13 protein-coding genes are annotated in these 15,627 nt (G+C 58.6%); 12 read left to right on the forward strand and 1 reads right to left on the reverse strand.

The window, feature by feature from the left end; all coding sequences use genetic code 11:
- Window positions 1-59 precede the first annotated feature (59 nt).
- The gene (locus Q8N00_10120; protein MDP2383147.1) at window positions 60-557 is read left to right on the forward strand and encodes a YajQ family cyclic di-GMP-binding protein; all 498 of its coding nucleotides are present in this window, start codon (window positions 60-62) and stop codon (window positions 555-557) included.
- A 148-nt stretch (window positions 558-705) separates the two neighbouring features.
- Window positions 706-1,731 carry a hypothetical protein gene (locus Q8N00_10125; GenBank protein ID MDP2383148.1) on the forward strand — a complete coding sequence of 342 codons (1,026 nt, stop codon included), beginning with the start codon at window positions 706-708 and terminating at the stop codon, window positions 1,729-1,731.
- A gap of 33 nt (window positions 1,732-1,764) precedes the next feature.
- Here the strand turns inward: Q8N00_10125 and Q8N00_10130 are convergent, their stop codons facing one another.
- Window positions 1,765-2,802 carry a hypothetical protein gene (locus tag Q8N00_10130; GenBank protein ID MDP2383149.1) on the reverse strand — a complete coding sequence of 346 codons (1,038 nt, stop codon included), beginning with the start codon at window positions 2,800-2,802 and terminating at the stop codon, window positions 1,765-1,767.
- A 489-nt stretch (window positions 2,803-3,291) separates the two neighbouring features.
- On the opposite strand from Q8N00_10130, the gene rsmH reads away from it, so the two are divergent.
- The 10 genes from rsmH to murC all read left to right on the forward strand — a co-directional run bounded on the left by rsmH (window position 3,292) and on the right by murC (window position 15,626).
- Window positions 3,292-4,209 carry a 16S rRNA (cytosine(1402)-N(4))-methyltransferase RsmH gene (rsmH, locus tag Q8N00_10135; GenBank protein ID MDP2383150.1) on the forward strand — a complete coding sequence of 306 codons (918 nt, stop codon included), beginning with the start codon at window positions 3,292-3,294 and terminating at the stop codon, window positions 4,207-4,209.
- The gene (ftsL, locus tag Q8N00_10140; protein MDP2383151.1) at window positions 4,206-4,541 is read left to right on the forward strand and encodes a cell division protein FtsL; all 336 of its coding nucleotides are present in this window, start codon (window positions 4,206-4,208) and stop codon (window positions 4,539-4,541) included. Before rsmH ends, ftsL begins: the two co-directional genes overlap by 4 nt.
- Window positions 4,538-6,256, forward strand: coding sequence for a penicillin-binding protein 2 (locus Q8N00_10145; protein ID MDP2383152.1), 1,719 nt, complete (start codon window positions 4,538-4,540; stop codon window positions 6,254-6,256). Before ftsL ends, Q8N00_10145 begins: the two co-directional genes overlap by 4 nt.
- Before the next feature lie 6 nt (window positions 6,257-6,262).
- Window positions 6,263-7,780 (forward strand): UDP-N-acetylmuramoyl-L-alanyl-D-glutamate--2,6-diaminopimelate ligase, encoded by a 1,518-nt coding sequence (locus Q8N00_10150; GenBank protein ID MDP2383153.1) that lies wholly within the window; start codon window positions 6,263-6,265, stop codon window positions 7,778-7,780.
- Window positions 7,777-9,276, forward strand: coding sequence for a UDP-N-acetylmuramoyl-tripeptide--D-alanyl-D-alanine ligase (gene murF / locus Q8N00_10155; protein MDP2383154.1), 1,500 nt, complete (start codon window positions 7,777-7,779; stop codon window positions 9,274-9,276). The genes Q8N00_10150 and murF overlap by 4 nt, the downstream gene beginning before the upstream one ends.
- A 65-nt stretch (window positions 9,277-9,341) precedes the next feature.
- Entirely contained in the window at window positions 9,342-10,418 is a 1,077-nt protein-coding gene (gene mraY / locus Q8N00_10160; GenBank protein ID MDP2383155.1) for a phospho-N-acetylmuramoyl-pentapeptide-transferase, read from the forward strand.
- A 4-nt stretch (window positions 10,419-10,422) separates the two neighbouring features.
- Complete coding sequence (gene murD, locus Q8N00_10165) at window positions 10,423-11,832, forward strand: UDP-N-acetylmuramoyl-L-alanine--D-glutamate ligase (GenBank protein ID MDP2383156.1); 1,410 nt, start codon at window positions 10,423-10,425, stop codon at window positions 11,830-11,832.
- Window positions 11,833-11,864: 32 nt separating this feature from the next.
- Window positions 11,865-13,052, forward strand: coding sequence for a putative lipid II flippase FtsW (gene ftsW, locus Q8N00_10170; GenBank protein MDP2383157.1), 1,188 nt, complete (start codon window positions 11,865-11,867; stop codon window positions 13,050-13,052).
- On the forward strand, window positions 13,049-14,167 hold the full coding sequence (gene murG / locus Q8N00_10175) for an undecaprenyldiphospho-muramoylpentapeptide beta-N-acetylglucosaminyltransferase (protein MDP2383158.1): 1,119 nt from the start codon (window positions 13,049-13,051) through the stop codon (window positions 14,165-14,167). Before ftsW ends, murG begins: the two co-directional genes overlap by 4 nt.
- A gap of 67 nt (window positions 14,168-14,234) precedes the next feature.
- On the forward strand, window positions 14,235-15,626 hold the full coding sequence (murC, locus tag Q8N00_10180) for a UDP-N-acetylmuramate--L-alanine ligase (GenBank protein MDP2383159.1): 1,392 nt from the start codon (window positions 14,235-14,237) through the stop codon (window positions 15,624-15,626).
- The last annotated feature ends 1 nt before the right edge of the window (window position 15,627 follow it).

The following is a 15,627-nucleotide window of genomic DNA, read 5'->3' on the forward strand; positions in this document are numbered from 1 at the left end:
CTGTCGAGGAAAGTTTCTTGTGGGAAATAAAATGATTGAAGTTAGACGAGGAGGGGATCGTGGCTGAGCAATTTTCGTTCGATGTGGTGTCGGAAGTGGATATGCAAGAGATGAAGAACGTCGTCGATCAGGCGTCGAAGGAAGTCAAACAGCGCTTCGACTTCAAGGACTCGAAAACGGAAATTACGTTGAAGGAGAAGGAAAAGGAACTCTCCTTGGTCTCCGACGATGAATATAAGCTCAATGCGGTGATCGACATCATCAAGGCTAAGTGCGTGAAGCGCGGGGTTTCGCTGAAAGCGTTTGACTATGGGACCATCGAAGCGGCGCTGGGTGGAACGGTGCGCCAGGTGGCGAAGATTCAAAGCGGGATCGCGGCGGACAAGGCGAAAGAGGTGACGAAGGCCATCAAGGAGTCCAAGCTGAAAGTGCAGGCGCAGATCCAGGGCGAGCAGGTGCGTGTGCTGAGCAAGAGCAAGGACGATCTCCAGGCTGCCATGGCGTTCCTCAAGGGGCAGGATTTTGAGATTGATTTACAGTTCACCAACTACCGCTGACACAGGATGCTGAAACAGGTCACCAGCTGCGTTCTCGGTCGATCGAGCGCCTCAACGTGCAGGCAGCACGCCTCGGCACTTGATCTCCCTGCGGCCTTGCTGGATGACCTGTTTGAGCATCCTGGATAGATTCTGAGCCGTTCAACACATGACACACGTCCTTGCCCTTCTGCTTCTTTTCGTTGTAGCCCTCTCTGGCTGCAATCGCAGCGATGCGATTGTGGTGATTCAGCTCCATCCGAAGAATCCCGATATCATCTACGTTGCGACGAACGACTACATTTACAAGACGCGCGATGGGGGCAGGACCTGGACGAATCTGTCGCAGGGCATGAGCCATTCCCGCGTCATTTCGATGGCGCTCGATCCCGTCTATCCGGCTACGGTCTATGCCGGCACGAAGGGTGATGCGGTGTACAAGAGCTACGATGGCGGGCAGCGCTGGGTTTCGCAACGATCAGGCCTGGACGATGTGACGGTGTCTTCCGTAGTCAATCAGTTCGTTTTCGATCCGGCTGACAATAATCATCTCTTTGCCGCGACGACGATGGGCGTGTTTGAAACCAAGAACGCCGGCGACAGTTGGACGAAGCGCATGGAGGGCATGAAGGAAGTGCTGATGGTGGTGACGCTCGGCTTGGACCCCACGAGGCCTGAGATGCTCTATGCCGGCACGAGCGGTGGTGTGTATAAATCGCTTGATCACGCGGGGCATTGGGAGAAGGCGAACAACGGCCTCGTGTCTCCCGCCATCATCAAATCGTCGCGCGCGTTGAATGTGACGGCAACGCTCGTCGACCCCTATGAGCCGGACACGGTTTATGCCGCGACGCTCGAAGGGCTTTATAAGTCGACGGATGCGGCGGCATCGTGGGTGCGCATCGCCCAATCGCTGCACGATCAGATGGTGTTTTCGATGGTCTTGGATCGGACGAAAAAAGGTGTGCTGTATCTGGGTGGCAGGGAAGGCATTCACCGGAGTGAAGACGGAGGGAACACCTGGACGACGTTGAACAAGGGGCTGACGACGCTGAATGTGCGGTCCCTCGCGCAGAGCGCCACTGACCCGAAGCTGTTTTATCTTGGAACGAATGGGAGCGGATTGTATCGCAGTCAGGATGCAGGCGAGACATGGGAGCCGATGCCGCCGGTGGTTACCGCGCCTTCATCCTGAAACGGATGGTGTCAGCTTGTCGTAGCGGGCGGTCTATTTTTGGTTTTGCAGACTGGATCCGACAGCGGAGCCCCCAAAAGAAGACCCGACTGAGCTGTCCTGGAGGCTTGAGCCGACGCTCGAAGACCCGAGGCTTGAGCCGATGGACGAGTCGGAAATGTTTGAGCCGATGGTCGAACGTTGGAGCGATGAGTTCACCGTCGACGAGGTATCGCTATTGAGCGTCGATTCTCCGATCGAGGGGCCTGCCCGCCCGGTGGCGCCGATTGCAAAGCCGGTCGGGCCGCTTGCGCCGATGTCTGTGCTGCTCTTGGGGGAAGCTCCGATATCCTGACCGGTCCGTCCGCTTTCTGTCGGTGCGCCTGTTCTGGGGGCTTTCCCGATGTTCGGTCCTGCGGCCGGCGCCACGCCGATATCCATTCCGGTCTTGGCGCTTCCCGGGAGTTTGGGGGCGCGAATATCTCTGTCGATCGACTCTTCCAGCTCGCGCATGGTGCGGGTTTCCCGTCCGCTTTCTTCAAAATCGACCTGCTCCCGCCTGTTCGATGCATCCCCAATTTTCCCAAGTCTGCTCCGGAGAGTTCGGAGATCGGCTCTGGCCGTCGTCACGGGCGTGATCATATCCCGAAGCATGATGCCTCTTGAGGCCATCGAATAATTCGAGAGCTGCTTCTGTGTGGACTCCAGGAGCTCCGAGACTTCTTCTCCAAGATCTGCGATCCGCTGGAGTTCGTCGGGATCGGTCTTGCAACAGCTGAGAAACTGACGATATTCACGCAGAAATGCCGATACGTCGCGCTGTAGATTCTCGACCTTGAAGTCGCGCGGCGCTTTCTCGCTCGTGGCCGCTTCCCCTTCTTGCTCTACCGTCTGGGCCTCTTTCTTCTCAACCAGCGGGACACACCCTGGTTCATTGGTCGCAGAATATTGTTGATCGGCTTTGCGATCCGGGCACCAATAGACTGGAGAGGCCGCTGAGGCTGTGTCGGCAGCGATGGCGCTGAGCGTGAGAGCGATGCCTGCTGTGAAGATCGTCACGAGGAGGGGATTGGCTGTCGTGAGTGAACGCATAAAACTATTCTCAACCCGACTCGAACCCTTGTCAATGAAACAGCCAACTTTGCGTGCATGGTTATCGCATGACGCCAATGGATAGATCTTACCTGGTCGCACTCCTGAGAGGAGGTGGGCTCATCTCGTCGGCCATGAGCGACAGTGCTGGGCCATGGTGAGCCGTTTTTCCTTCCAGTTCTTCCTCATTGAAGTGGTTGGTGGGTGATTGTGGTGTGGCAGGGATGTTTGGATGTCACGAGGAGCCAACCTCCTTTCCCTCCGTACATCCTGTTTCCGTGAATTTAGGACAAAGCAGAGACCGTTCTCTCTCCTAGGATGGTCAAGAAATAAGGGGGATTCCCCCCGGTTTTCCGTGCAAAAAATCCTGAAGAAGCCTGGACCATAAAAGTTTCATAAGTACCTGAATCTTTTGTTGACAAGTCTTCGAGTGGGTGTATACTCCGGCATTAGTGGGAGAAAGTGGGTGAGTCTGGTGAGCGTTGATTTATGGAGGTTTTTCGACATCTCCCGGTCATGTCAGAAGAGGTCCTGTTTTGGCTCATTCGAGAGGATAGCCGAGTCTATCTTGACTGTACAGTGGGGTACAGTGGGCATGCTGAAAAGCTTCTTGAATCAAGCAGTTCTAGCTCCAGACTTATCGGTCTTGATCGCGATGCGATCGCCATTGCAGCTAGCCGGGAACGGCTCGCTCGATTCGGCGACCGTGTACACCTCATCCATGGGCACTTTGTGGAACTGAAACAGCATCTTGCTGCCAGTGGCATTGGCCGGGTCGATGGAATTTTGTTCGATCTTGGCGTGTCGTCTCCGCAGTTGGACGAAGCGACTCGAGGGTTTAGTTTTCAAGGGGATGGCCCATTAGATATGCGTATGGATCAATCGAAAAGCGGAACGGCCGCTGACCTGATCAATCAATGGTCGGAAGCAGAGATGGCCGATGTGATTTTTCAATTCGGCGAAGAGCGGTTTTCTCGGCGCATTGCGCGCGCCATTGTCAGTGCGCGTGAACGTCGTCCCTTGGCGACGACAAAGGAGTTGGTTTCTGCGATCGAGGGCGCTGTTCCTGCGAGTTATCGGCATGGCCGTCTCCATTGCGCGACCCGTACGTTTCAGGCCATTCGTATCGCCGTCAATCAGGAGCTCGACTGTCTCGAGCCGGCGTTACGCGACGCGGTGGACGTCTTGTCTCCTGGAGGCCGTCTTTGCGTGATTTCATTTCATTCGCTCGAAGATCGAATAGTGAAGCATACGTTTCGGGCTCTTTCCGGCAAGGACGATCCTTCGCTGGAAGTGCTCACGAAGAGACCGCAGGTTGCGTCCCAAAAAGAATCAGACAGAAATCCTCGGTCGCGCAGTGCCAAGCTGCGGGCCGCCCAACGGGTCTCCAGGGAGGGTCAGCCATGAAGACGCTCACGATTATTGCCGGTGTGATGTTGGTCTTCGTGTTTGTGTGGGAACGGGTCGATGTCGTTCGGTTGGGTTATCAGATCGAACGATCGAAGAGTCAGAAAATATTGTTGGAGCGGGAGCGGGATCAGTTGCAGGTAAAAGTGTCTTCGCTGGCGGCTCCGGAGCGAATCGCGAAGCTGGCGACGGAGAAGTTGGGGTTGGTTCCACCGCAGCAGGGACAAGTCCTGATGGTGCATCAGCCTGGAAGCGCTCCGGGCCTGGCGCGTCCTTCGATAGAGCCGGTTCGTTTGGCGCGGCATATGGCCGCTGGGGGGGTGAACGAGTGACTGCCGGTCCTTCTCGCGGGCGTCGCTATGTGATGCTGCTGCTGTTTTTCTGCGGGTTCAGCATCATTGTGTTTCGATTGGTCACGCTCCAAGTGCTTCAGGCGGCAGAACTCACGGCCAAAGCCGATCGGCAACATCAAAAGACGGTGTCATTCGAAGGCGCGCGCGGCACGGTATCGGATCGGCACGGCAAAGTGCTGGCGATGAATGTGGAGGTACCGTCCGTGTTCGGCGTCCCTACGTCGTTGGAAAGCCCGGCGACCGTCGCCCGCCATCTTTCTCCGGTGCTCCATATTCGAACCGGTGAGTTGGAGAAGAAGCTTCGTCAGGATAAGAGCTTTGTCTGGCTGGCGAGAAAACTCGATCCGGAGCAGGGTCGTCGGCTAGAGCAGATGTCGTTAGCGGGGATCGGTGTGGTGATGGAGGGGCGACGGTTCTATCCCAAGGGTCCGTTGCTGGCTCATGTCCTCGGTTTTTCCGGGATGGATGGGCAAGGACTCGAGGGGCTTGAGCGCCGGTACGATTCGCACCTGCATGGGGAAAAGCGCGTGACCGTCCTGCAGCGCGATGCCTTGGGGCGCACGGTGTTTCCGAAGGGCGTGACGGAGCAAGTGCCGACACCGGGACATGCCCTGACGCTGACCATCGACGAAGTGATCCAGTACATCGCCGAGAAAGAACTCGAAGAAGCGGTCTTTCATGCCCGTGCGAAGTCCGGGACGATCATTGTCATGGAGCCGCAGACCGGCGCGATTCTCGCAATGGCGGTCAGCCCACGGTTCGACCCAAACGTCGTCGCCAAGTTGACGCCCGATCGGTGGCGCAATCGTGCGTTGACGGATACGTACGAGCCTGGATCGACGATGAAAGTCGTCGTGGCGGCCGCGGCGCTTGAGGAAAAGGTGATGACTCCCGGCACGATGGTGTTCGGTGAAAACGGTCATATGGTGATCGCGAACACGACGATTCATGACCATGAAAAGCTGGGATGGATCACGTTTTCTGAAGTGATTCAAAAGTCCAGCAACATTGGTGCGGCTAAAGCTGGAATGGCCCTCGGCGATCAGCGGCTCTACCGCTATCTTCAGGGGTTCGGCTTCGGTCAACGGACGGAAATCGATCTCCCTGGTGAAGTGAGTGGACTCTTGAAGGCGCCCAAAGATTGGGGCCGTCGATCGGTGGCGTCAATTTCGATGGGACAGGAAGTCGGGGTGACGGCGCTCCAGATGGTCTCGGCTTTGTCGACCCTTGCCAATGGGGGTGTGATGATGAAGCCCTATGTGGTGTCTGAGATTCGCGATGCGAAAGGGCATGTGCTGAAGGAGGTCCTTCCGCAAGTGAAGCGGCGCGTCGTCTCGCCGGATACGGCCTGGATGATGACGGCCATGATGGAAGGTGTGGTGACGAATGGGACGGGGGCGAAGGCGGCCATTCCAGGATTTCGCGTGGCCGGAAAAACTGGGACCGCGCAAAAAATCGATCCGCGAACCGGCGCCTATTCCTCTACGCAGTTTGTCGGATCGTTTGTCGGCTATGTGCCGGCGGAGTCTCCTCGGTTGGCAATGATTGTGATCATCGATGAGCCTCAAGGCGAGGCCTGGGGCGGGACCGTCGCCGCGCCCGTATTTCGGCGGGTAGGCGAGCAGGTGCTCAATTATCTCGGCGTGTCCAGGGAGGACACGGTGAAGATCGCATTGGCGGTAAGGGAAAACTAAGAGGTTATGGCGCGAGATCCCCTCACGGTCACGCAGTTGCTCGCCGCCCTCCATGGGCAGGTTGAGATTCAGGAGCAGCGAGGCGATGTGAATCGTTTGGTGCATGGGATCGCGGACGATTCGCGGGCCGTGACTGATGGGAGCATTTTTGTTGCCGTCAAGGGTGAGCGTGTTGATGGACACGATTTTGTCGAGCAGGCGATCAAGGCCGGAGCGGGTGCGGTGATTGCGCAGGCGGCCGTGGCGACAGGGTCGGTGCCGCTCGTGCGGGTGGCTGATTCGCGCAAGGCGCTCGGTCTTCTCGGCAGCCGGTATTATGGTGATCCCTCCGCTCGTCTGAAGATGATTGGCGTGACCGGTACAAATGGAAAGACGACGACCACCTATATTTGCAAATCGCTCCTGGAGGGGATCGGTCGACGGGTGGGGTTGATCGGCACAGTGGGGTATCAGATCGGGCAGGAGATATTCCCTGCTCCTCACACGACGCCCGGCGCGCTTGACCTACAGCAGTTGTTGGCGAAGATGGTCGAGGCTGAGCTCAATGCCGCAGTCATGGAAGTGTCGTCCCATGCCCTTGCGCTGGACCGGACTTCTGGCTGTGAGTATGACGTGGCGGTCTTTACGAACCTCACACAGGATCACCTCGATTTTCATCACACGATGGACGAGTATTATGAGGCGAAGTTGCGGCTGTTCACAGGATTAGCCGGGGGACAGAAAGTCGGGAAACGCGCGATCGTCAATCTGGACGATCCCCGCGGAAAGGCGATCCAGGCGGCCTGTCCCGTGCCGGTCTGGGGTTATGCCATTCAGAACCAGGCAGATCTCAAGGCGGAAGGAGTGCGTCTCTCGCTTGCCGGGACGACCTTCACTGCGGCTACTCCGAGCGGCACGTTCATAGTCGAAAGCCGGTTGGTCGGAGAGCACAACGTCTACAACTTGCTGGCGGCGATCGGCGTGGCGTTGCACGACGGGGCCACGATCGATCAGATTCGCGAGGCGACGGCGCATATCGCCAACGTTCCTGGGCGATTTGAGCGGGTCTCTTCCGGGCAAGACTTTACCGTCGTCGTCGATTATGCCCATACGGACGATGCGCTCGTTCGGCTACTCACGGCCGCGCAGGCCTTGAAGACCGATCGAATCATTACGGTCTTCGGCTGTGGAGGTGATCGGGATCGGGGGAAGCGGCCTAAGATGGGGCGTGCCGCCGTGGAATACAGCGATGTGGTGGTGCTGACCTCCGATAACCCTCGAACCGAAGATCCGATGGCGATCCTCCGCGAAGTCGAGGTCGGCGTGCGTGAGGCGCTCGTGCATCGTAGCCACGTGCAATATCGCTTGGTGCCAGACCGCCGTGAGGCGATCGGTGCAGCCATTCGTGAAGCGCATCGTGGCGATATGGTACTCATTGCCGGTAAGGGGCACGAAGACTATCAAATCATCGGCACCAAGAAGTTTCATTTTGACGATCGTGAAGTGGCTCGCGAGGCGATCCAGCAATTGCAGGATTGCGCGTGAAAATCCAGGCCACGGTTGAGGGCGCACAGGATGAGGATTTAATGGGACTCTTTACGGTCGAGGAGTTACGAGAAGTCATCAGCGTGAAAGTCCTTGCGGGGCAGGACTCGTCATCGGGGAAGCGCCCGATCAGACAGATTACGACGGATTCGCGATCCATTCGCCGCGGCGATCTCTTTGTCGCGCTCAGAGGCGAGCAATTCGACGGCCATGATTTTGTGCCGGCGGTCCTTGCGCAAGGCGCAGCAGGAGCGATCGTGCATGATGAGTATCGCCTTCCGCCAAGTTCTGCCGCGGTGCGGCGGATCGAGGGACGGCCTGCGCCGTTTCTCTTCGGTGTGCGCGATCCGCTGTTTGCCTACCAGCAGTTGGCGACGCATCATCGCAGCCGGTTCAATATTCCCGTCGTGGCGGTGACCGGAAGTAACGGCAAGACGACGACGAAAGAGATGGTGGCGGCGGTCTTGGCGCAGCGGTGGCCGGTGTTGAAGACCGAGGGGAACTTCAATAATCGGATCGGCGTGCCCTTTACCCTGTTTCGACTGACGGCTCGCCATCAAGCGGCCGTGATTGAGATGGGAGTGGATCAGCAGGGGCAGACGACCAGGCTCTGCGAAATCGTCAGGCCCACGATCGGATTGATCACCAATATCGGTCCCGATCACCTTGAGTTTTTCGGCAGCATGGAAGGATCGGCGCAGGCCAAAGCGGAGCTGTTGGACCAGCTTCCGTCCGATGGTACGGCGATTTTGAACGCCGACGACCCCTACTTCGACTACCTCGCGTCACGGGCGCAATGCCGCGTCATGTCGTTCGGATTTTCAGAGATGGCCGATGTCCGGGCGAGCGGGGTCACGTCCGATGTGCGTCAAGGCACGACCTTTCGCTTGCACCTCCCTGGAAAGAGCCGTCCCGTGACTGCGCGAATCAAGGTGCATGGAACACACAACGTGACCAATGGGCTTGCCGCCGCCGCGGTGGGTGCAGCGTTGAATCTGTCCGGTACGATGATCGTTCAAGGGCTCGGTCGATTCCGTCCTGCCGCGATGCGGTCGCAGGTGGTGACCCATCATGGCGTCCATATCATCAACGATTGCTACAATGCCAACCCTGCGTCGATGAAAGCCGCCCTTCAATTGCTGGCACAGTGGAGCCCGGCGCGTGAACGGATTGCTGTGCTGGGAGACATGCTCGAACTCGGATCCGAGACAGGCCAGATGCATCGTGAGGTGGGACAGTTTCTCGCCGCACAGGGGCTGTCGCGGTTGATCGCCTGTGGCCCCTTGGGTCGGAAGATCGCGGATGGGGCCAGGCAAGGCGGGATGGCCGATTCGCAGATCGAAGAGTTGGCCGATGCGGGGGCTGCCGCTGACCGTCTCAAGAAGATCGTGCGGCAGGGCGATGTGGTGTTAGTGAAGGCCTCCCGCGGCATGAAAATGGAGCAGGTGGTGCAGGTATTGACGGGGATGAGGGCGGTTATCAAGCAGGCGTCCTAAGAAGTCGGCGCCCATTTCAGGTAAGAGTCAGTTCGCAGACGGATCATTCTGAAGGTAAAGACGGCATGCTCTATAACTGGCTGTATCCGCTTCATACGGACTATTCGTTCCTGAACGTGTTTCGCTATCTGAGCTTCAGGATCATCTATGCGGCCGTGACCGCGTTCTTGATCGCCTTTGTGCTGGCTCCCTGGGTGATCAGGAAGTTACAGGAAATTAAGCTCGGCCAGCAGATCCGCAACGACGGTCCCAAGAGTCACTTGGCAAAGAGCGGGACGCCCACGATGGGCGGGATCCTCATCCTCTTCGCCGTGGTCCTCTCGACGCTCCTGTGGGCGGATATCGCGAAGCCCTATGTCTGGCTGGTGCTCGCGGCCACGCTGGGGTTCGGGGCGATCGGATTTGCCGATGACTATCTCAAGTTCATCAAGTCCCAATCGAAGGGGTTGTCGGCAGGCCAGAAGTTCACGGCGCAAGTGGCGGTGGCCTTGGGGATTGCGTTGGTCCTCTATTTCCTGCCCGGCTATACCACCAAGCTCAGCATCCCATTTTTCAAGAATGTCGTGCCGGATCTCGGGTGGCTCTATATCGGCTTTGCCGTGTTAGTCATCGTCGGGAGTTCCAATGCCGTCAATCTGACCGACGGTCTCGATGGGCTCGCGATCGGGCCGGTCATGATTGCGGCGCTGGCCTATACGATTGTGGCCTATGTCGCCGGCCACCGACTGATGTCGGACTATCTGCTTATTCAGCACATCGAAGGGGCGGGCGAACTGGCGGTATTTACCGCTTCGATCCTGGGGGCGAGTCTGGGATTTCTCTGGTTCAATACCTATCCAGCCACCGTGTTTATGGGAGATGTCGGGTCGCTTCCGCTGGGCGCGGCGCTGGGCACCGTTGCCGTGATCAGCAAGCACGAGTTGCTGCTGTTGATGGTCGGCGGAGTATTTGTCATTGAAGCGGTCTCGGTCATTTTTCAGGTCATCTCGTTCAAGTCGCGCGGGAAACGTATTTTTCTCATGGCGCCCATCCATCATCACTTTGAGATGAAAGGGTGGGAGGAGCCTAAGGTCGTGGTGCGCTTGTGGATCATCGCCATCCTGTTGGCCTTATTGAGTCTGAGCACCTTGAAACTCCGGTGATGGCATGGCGGGAGTAACAGCAGTGGAACTTGCGGGCACACGTGTCACGGTCATGGGACTTGCTAGAAGCGGCGTGGCGGCTTGCCGCCTGCTGCAGGTGGCGGGCGCGCGCGTGACGGTGGCCGATCGCAAGGAGCCGGAGGAGCTGACGGCGATTCTGGGGAGTATCGACCGCGATCACGTTGGGGTGACGGTCGGGGCGCGGTACGAATCCTCGCTCGACGAGGCGGACCTGGTGGTGATCAGTCCCGGTGTGCCCTATCGGCTCGCTTCGCTTGAGACGGTGCGTCGGCGCGGGGTCAAGGTGATCAGCGAATTGGAGTTGGCCTCGCAGTTCTTCCGGAGCCCGATTCTGGCGATTACCGGAACCAACGGCAAGAGCACGACCGTGACGTTGATCGGTAAGTTTCTCGCCGAGAGTGGCAAACGCGCGTTTGTCGGTGGCAATTTAGGCACTGCCTTGAGCGAAGCGGCGGTAGAAGATCTTCGTGCCAGCCAGGGAGGAACGCCGAGTCCGTTCGACTACCTCGTCGTAGAGGTTTCCAGTTTTCAGCTGGAAACGGTCGATCGATTCCATCCCTGGATCGCCGCCCTGCTCAACGTGACGGTCGATCATCAGGATCGATATGAGTCGCTGGACGAATATGTCGCGGCGAAACGACGCATCTTCGAGAATCAAACCGCGTCGGATTTTGCCCTGTTCAACCTCGACGATGACCGTGTGGCATCATTACGACAGCAAGTCCGGGCAAAGCGGTTGGGGTTTACGAAGGCCTCGGCGCTCGGTGCCGATCTGGATGGGGGTACGTTTCTCGACGGCGACCTGATTGTGACGACGGTGACCGGTGTGCGGCAGGAGATCTGTCGCCGAAGCGAAATTCGCATCATCGGTAACCACAACGTGGAGAACGTGATGGCGGCGGCAACCTATGCGGTGCTGTGCGGCTGCCCGCTCGATACGATTCGTCGCGTCCTCATGACGTTTCCCGGCCTCGAACATGCGCTTGAAATTGTGCGCGAGCGCCGAGGCGTCAGATTTGTGAACGATTCGAAGGGCACGAATGTCGATGCCACACTCAAAGCATTGGAGAGTATCGATCAGCCGATCTGGCTCATTGCCGGGGGGCGGGATAAGGGCGGGGACTTTTCTCGATTGGCCCAGGCGGTCGGTCGACGGGTGAAGCGCGTGATGCTGATCGGAGAAGCGGCGCCACTGATGCGGAGGGCCTGGGAAGGCGTCGCTACGATGACCGAGGCGGCCACGCTACGCGAAGCTGTGGATTGTGCGGCACAGGGGGCCTCGCAGGGAGACGTCGTCTTGTTATCTCCGGCCTGCGCCAGCTTCGACATGTTTGCCGACTATCAAGACCGTGGGCGTCAATTCAAGGCATTGGTTCATGCCTTACCGGCGTGACGTGCCAGGCGAGGGAGGGGCGGTTCTGAGCAATGGCGCATCGATCAGCGGGGACTCTGGCCCTGCCATGGTCCCAGACCAGTCAACGATCGGGTACGAAGCGGGTGTCGGCGGACTACACCCTGCTTGCGGTCACGATGACCTTGGCGCTGGTGGGGCTGGTCATGGTGTTCAGCGCGAGCGCCATCGTGGCGGGCAATCGTTTTCAGGATCCGGGATTTTTTCTGAAGCGGCAGGTCGCCTGGCTCGCGTTCGGCTTGCTATTGATGCACCTCACGTCGCGGATCGATTACCCGCTGTGGAAGAAGCTCTCCATTCCCATGTTGTTCGGCATGCTGCTGCTGCTCGTCATGGTGCTGGTACCGGGGTTGGGTGTGGCGGCCAAAGGGGCGCGGCGTTGGTTGCGGTTAGGGCCGATTTCGATGCAGCCGGCGGAAATGGTCAAACTCGTCACGGTTATTTATATCGCGGCGTATCTGACCAAAAAGGGGGACAAGATTACGTCGTTTCGCGAGGGGCTGTTGCCGGCCTTGATCGTGCTCGGACTTCTGAGCGGACTGGTATTGCTGGAGCCGGACCTTGGAACGGTCGTCGTGCTTGGATTGGTGACGGTCGGAATGTGTTTTCTCGCGGGCGCGCGCGTCGCCCATCTGTTGACGCTCGGCCTCTGTGCGATTCCGGTCGTCTTGGTGCTGGTCCTGGGTTCCAGTTATCGCCGCCAGCGGCTCATGACCTTTTTGGCTCCCTGGAAGGATGCGGGGGACGCCGGATTCCAGATTACGCAATCGTTCTTGGCCTTTGGCAGCGGTGGCCCATTCGGTGTGGGGTTGGGAGAGGGCAAGCAGAAGCTCTACTTTCTGCCGGAAGCCCATACGGACTTTGTGCTGGCGCTGGTCGGAGAAGAACTGGGGCTCATCGGGACCGTCACCGTCATTCTCCTTTTTGCGCTGTTTGTCTGGCGGGGGTTTCAGATCGCCACGCGAGCACGGCTGCCATTTGGTCGCTATTTAGGGATGGGGATCACGCTGTTGATCGGGGGCCAGGCCTTAGTGAATGCGGCGGTGGTGACCGGGCTTCTGCCGACGAAGGGACTGACGTTGCCGTTCGTCAGTTACGGGGGCTCGTCGCTCGTCGTCAGTCTGATCGGCGTCGGCGTGCTGCTCAGTATTTCACGGGATCGACATGCCGGAGGGTCTCGCGGTGGGTCGGACCACGAATGACGATCGTCATTGCAGCAGGAGGAACCGGTGGCCATTTGTATCCGGCCGTGGCGTTGGCAAGGGAGTTTCTCCGGCGCGACCCCACGACCAAAGTATTGTTTGTCGGGACGACGCGGGGACTCGAATCGAAAGTGCTGGCTCACGAGGGATTCGATCTGGCTTTGATCAGTGCCAAGCCGGTCATGGGCAAGGGGCTGTTCGGGGCGATGACGGGTTTGTGTGCGTTGCCGAAAAGTTTGTGGCAGTGCGTGAGAATATTGTGCGCGAGAGGGGCTGATCTGGTGATTGGAATCGGTGGCTATACGAGTCCCATGGCGTTGCTTGCTGCGGCAATGCTCGGGGTGCCACGCGTGATTCTTGAACCGAATGCGAATCCTGGGATGGCAAACAGGGCAGTCGGGCCGTTCGCGCAACGGGTCTTTCTCGCGTTCGAGTCGGCGGCTGGCTCGTTTGCTCGTTCGAAGGTGCGTGTGGTGGGGACCCCGATTCGTCAGGCCTTTCTGGAGGGAGTTCAGCAGAGCCAGGAGAGATCGGGACCCTTTCATGTGCTGATTTTCGGCGGGAGCCAGGGGGCAAAGGCGATGAATACTGCGGTGATAGAAGGGTTGCCCGAACTCATGACACAGCTGCCTACCCTCACGGTGACCCATCAGACCGGCGAGTCCGACCAGGCACGAGTGGCTGAGGCCTACCGCCGTGCCGGTATCGTCGCGGAGGTGACGCCATTTCTCTATGACATGCCTGCGGCATTGCGGCAGGCGGATCTCGTCGTCGCGCGAGCCGGCGCGATGACGGTGGCGGAGCTCACGACTTGTGGCAAGCCAGCCATTCTCATTCCGCTGCCGACCGCCATTTACGACCACCAGATGCGGAATGCCAAGGTGATGGAAGCCGCTGGGGCTGCAGTGGTCCTCCCGCAAGCTACGCTCACAGGCGCCTTGCTGGCTCGCACGATGGTGACGATTCTTGGAGATCCTGAACGAGTACGGGTCATGGGAACGGCAAGTATGGCGATGAGGAACATCGATGCGGCCGAGGTCATCGTCCGCGAATGCTATGCACTCATGGAGGGCCATCATGATGTCAACCGGTCTGGTGGAGCGGCAGGAGTTTAATGGTGCAGGGCAACGTCGGCAGGAACAACCTCCGTATCCACCGGTTGGTGGAGTAAGGCGCGCGCCAATGTTTCGTAAAACACAACAGATTCATTTAGTCGGAATCGGGGGCTCGGGGATGAGCGGCATTGCCGAGGTGCTGCTGACGTTGGGGTACAAAGTCACGGGTTCGGATTTGCAGGCCTCCGATACGACGCGCAGATTGGAAGAACTCGGTGGACGTATTTTTGTCGGCCATCAGGAATCGAACGTCGGAGAGGCACAGGTCGTCGTGATCTCCTCCGCCGTATCGGCACAGAATCCCGAGGTCGTGGCGGCCAAGGCCAAGCAGATTCCCGTGATTCCTCGGGCCGAGATGCTGGCGGAGCTGATGCGGCTGAAGTTCGGGGTTGCCATTGCCGGCGCCCACGGAAAAACCACGACGACGTCGATGGTGGCCAATGTGCTGGCGCAGGGGGGGTTGGATCCCACGATGGTCATCGGGGGCAAAGTGAATGCGCTGGGGAGTCATGCGCGGCTGGGTCGCGGCGATCTCCTCGTGGCGGAAGCGGACGAGAGCGACGGGTCGTTCCTTCGTCTGTCTCCGACCATCGCTGCCGTGACGAATCTCGACCGGGAGCATCTCGATCACTACGGCAGCATGGAAAAGATCAACGAAAGTTTCCTCGAGTTCATCAATAAGGTTCCGTTCTATGGATTGGCGGTATTGTGTGCCGACGACGATCGGCTCAGGGCGCTCTTTCCGAACATCGTGAAACGGTATCAGACCTATGGGCTGAGTGAACCAGGAGGGGTGACACCGGACTTTTTTGCGACAGAGATCAGCTTGAACCAATGGGGCGCGGAGTTTCGGGCGCAGTTCCGTGGACGGAATCTTGGCCCGTTCCGCCTGGCAGTCCCAGGCCGGCACAATGTCTCCAACGCACTCGTGGCGATCGCGATCGGGGTCGAGTTGGATGTGCCGGTGGATCTGATCCGAAAAGCGCTGGCAGCCTATACCGGTGTGGAGCGTCGATTCCATCTGCGAGGGGAAGCCAATGGGATCATGGTCGTAGACGACTACGGGCATCATCCGACCGAAATCAAGGCCACTCTGGCTGCAGCGAAGCAAGGCTGGGGAGACCGGCGGTTGGTGGTGCTGTTCCAGCCGCATCGCTATACCAGGACGCGAGATTTGCTGGAGGATTTTTCCAAAGCGTTCGAGCAATCGGACGTGCTGTTTTTGACGGATATTTATGCGGCAGGCGAGCAGTCGATTCCTGGGGTGTCGGGAGCGAAGCTGGCGGAGATCGTGCGTGCCGCCGGCCATCCCTCTGTGACCTTTGTGGAACAGAAAGATACGCTGGTTGATCAGGTATTGCCCCATCTGAAATCCGGGGACCTCGTCATTACGCTCGGGGCGGGGGATATTTGGAAGACGGGGCTTGGTCTCTTGGCCCGTTTGGCCCCCACAGCATGAT

The sequence above is a fragment of the Nitrospirota bacterium genome (assembly GCA_030684575.1).
In the GTDB taxonomy this organism is placed as follows: domain Bacteria; phylum Nitrospirota; class Nitrospiria; order Nitrospirales; family Nitrospiraceae; genus Palsa-1315.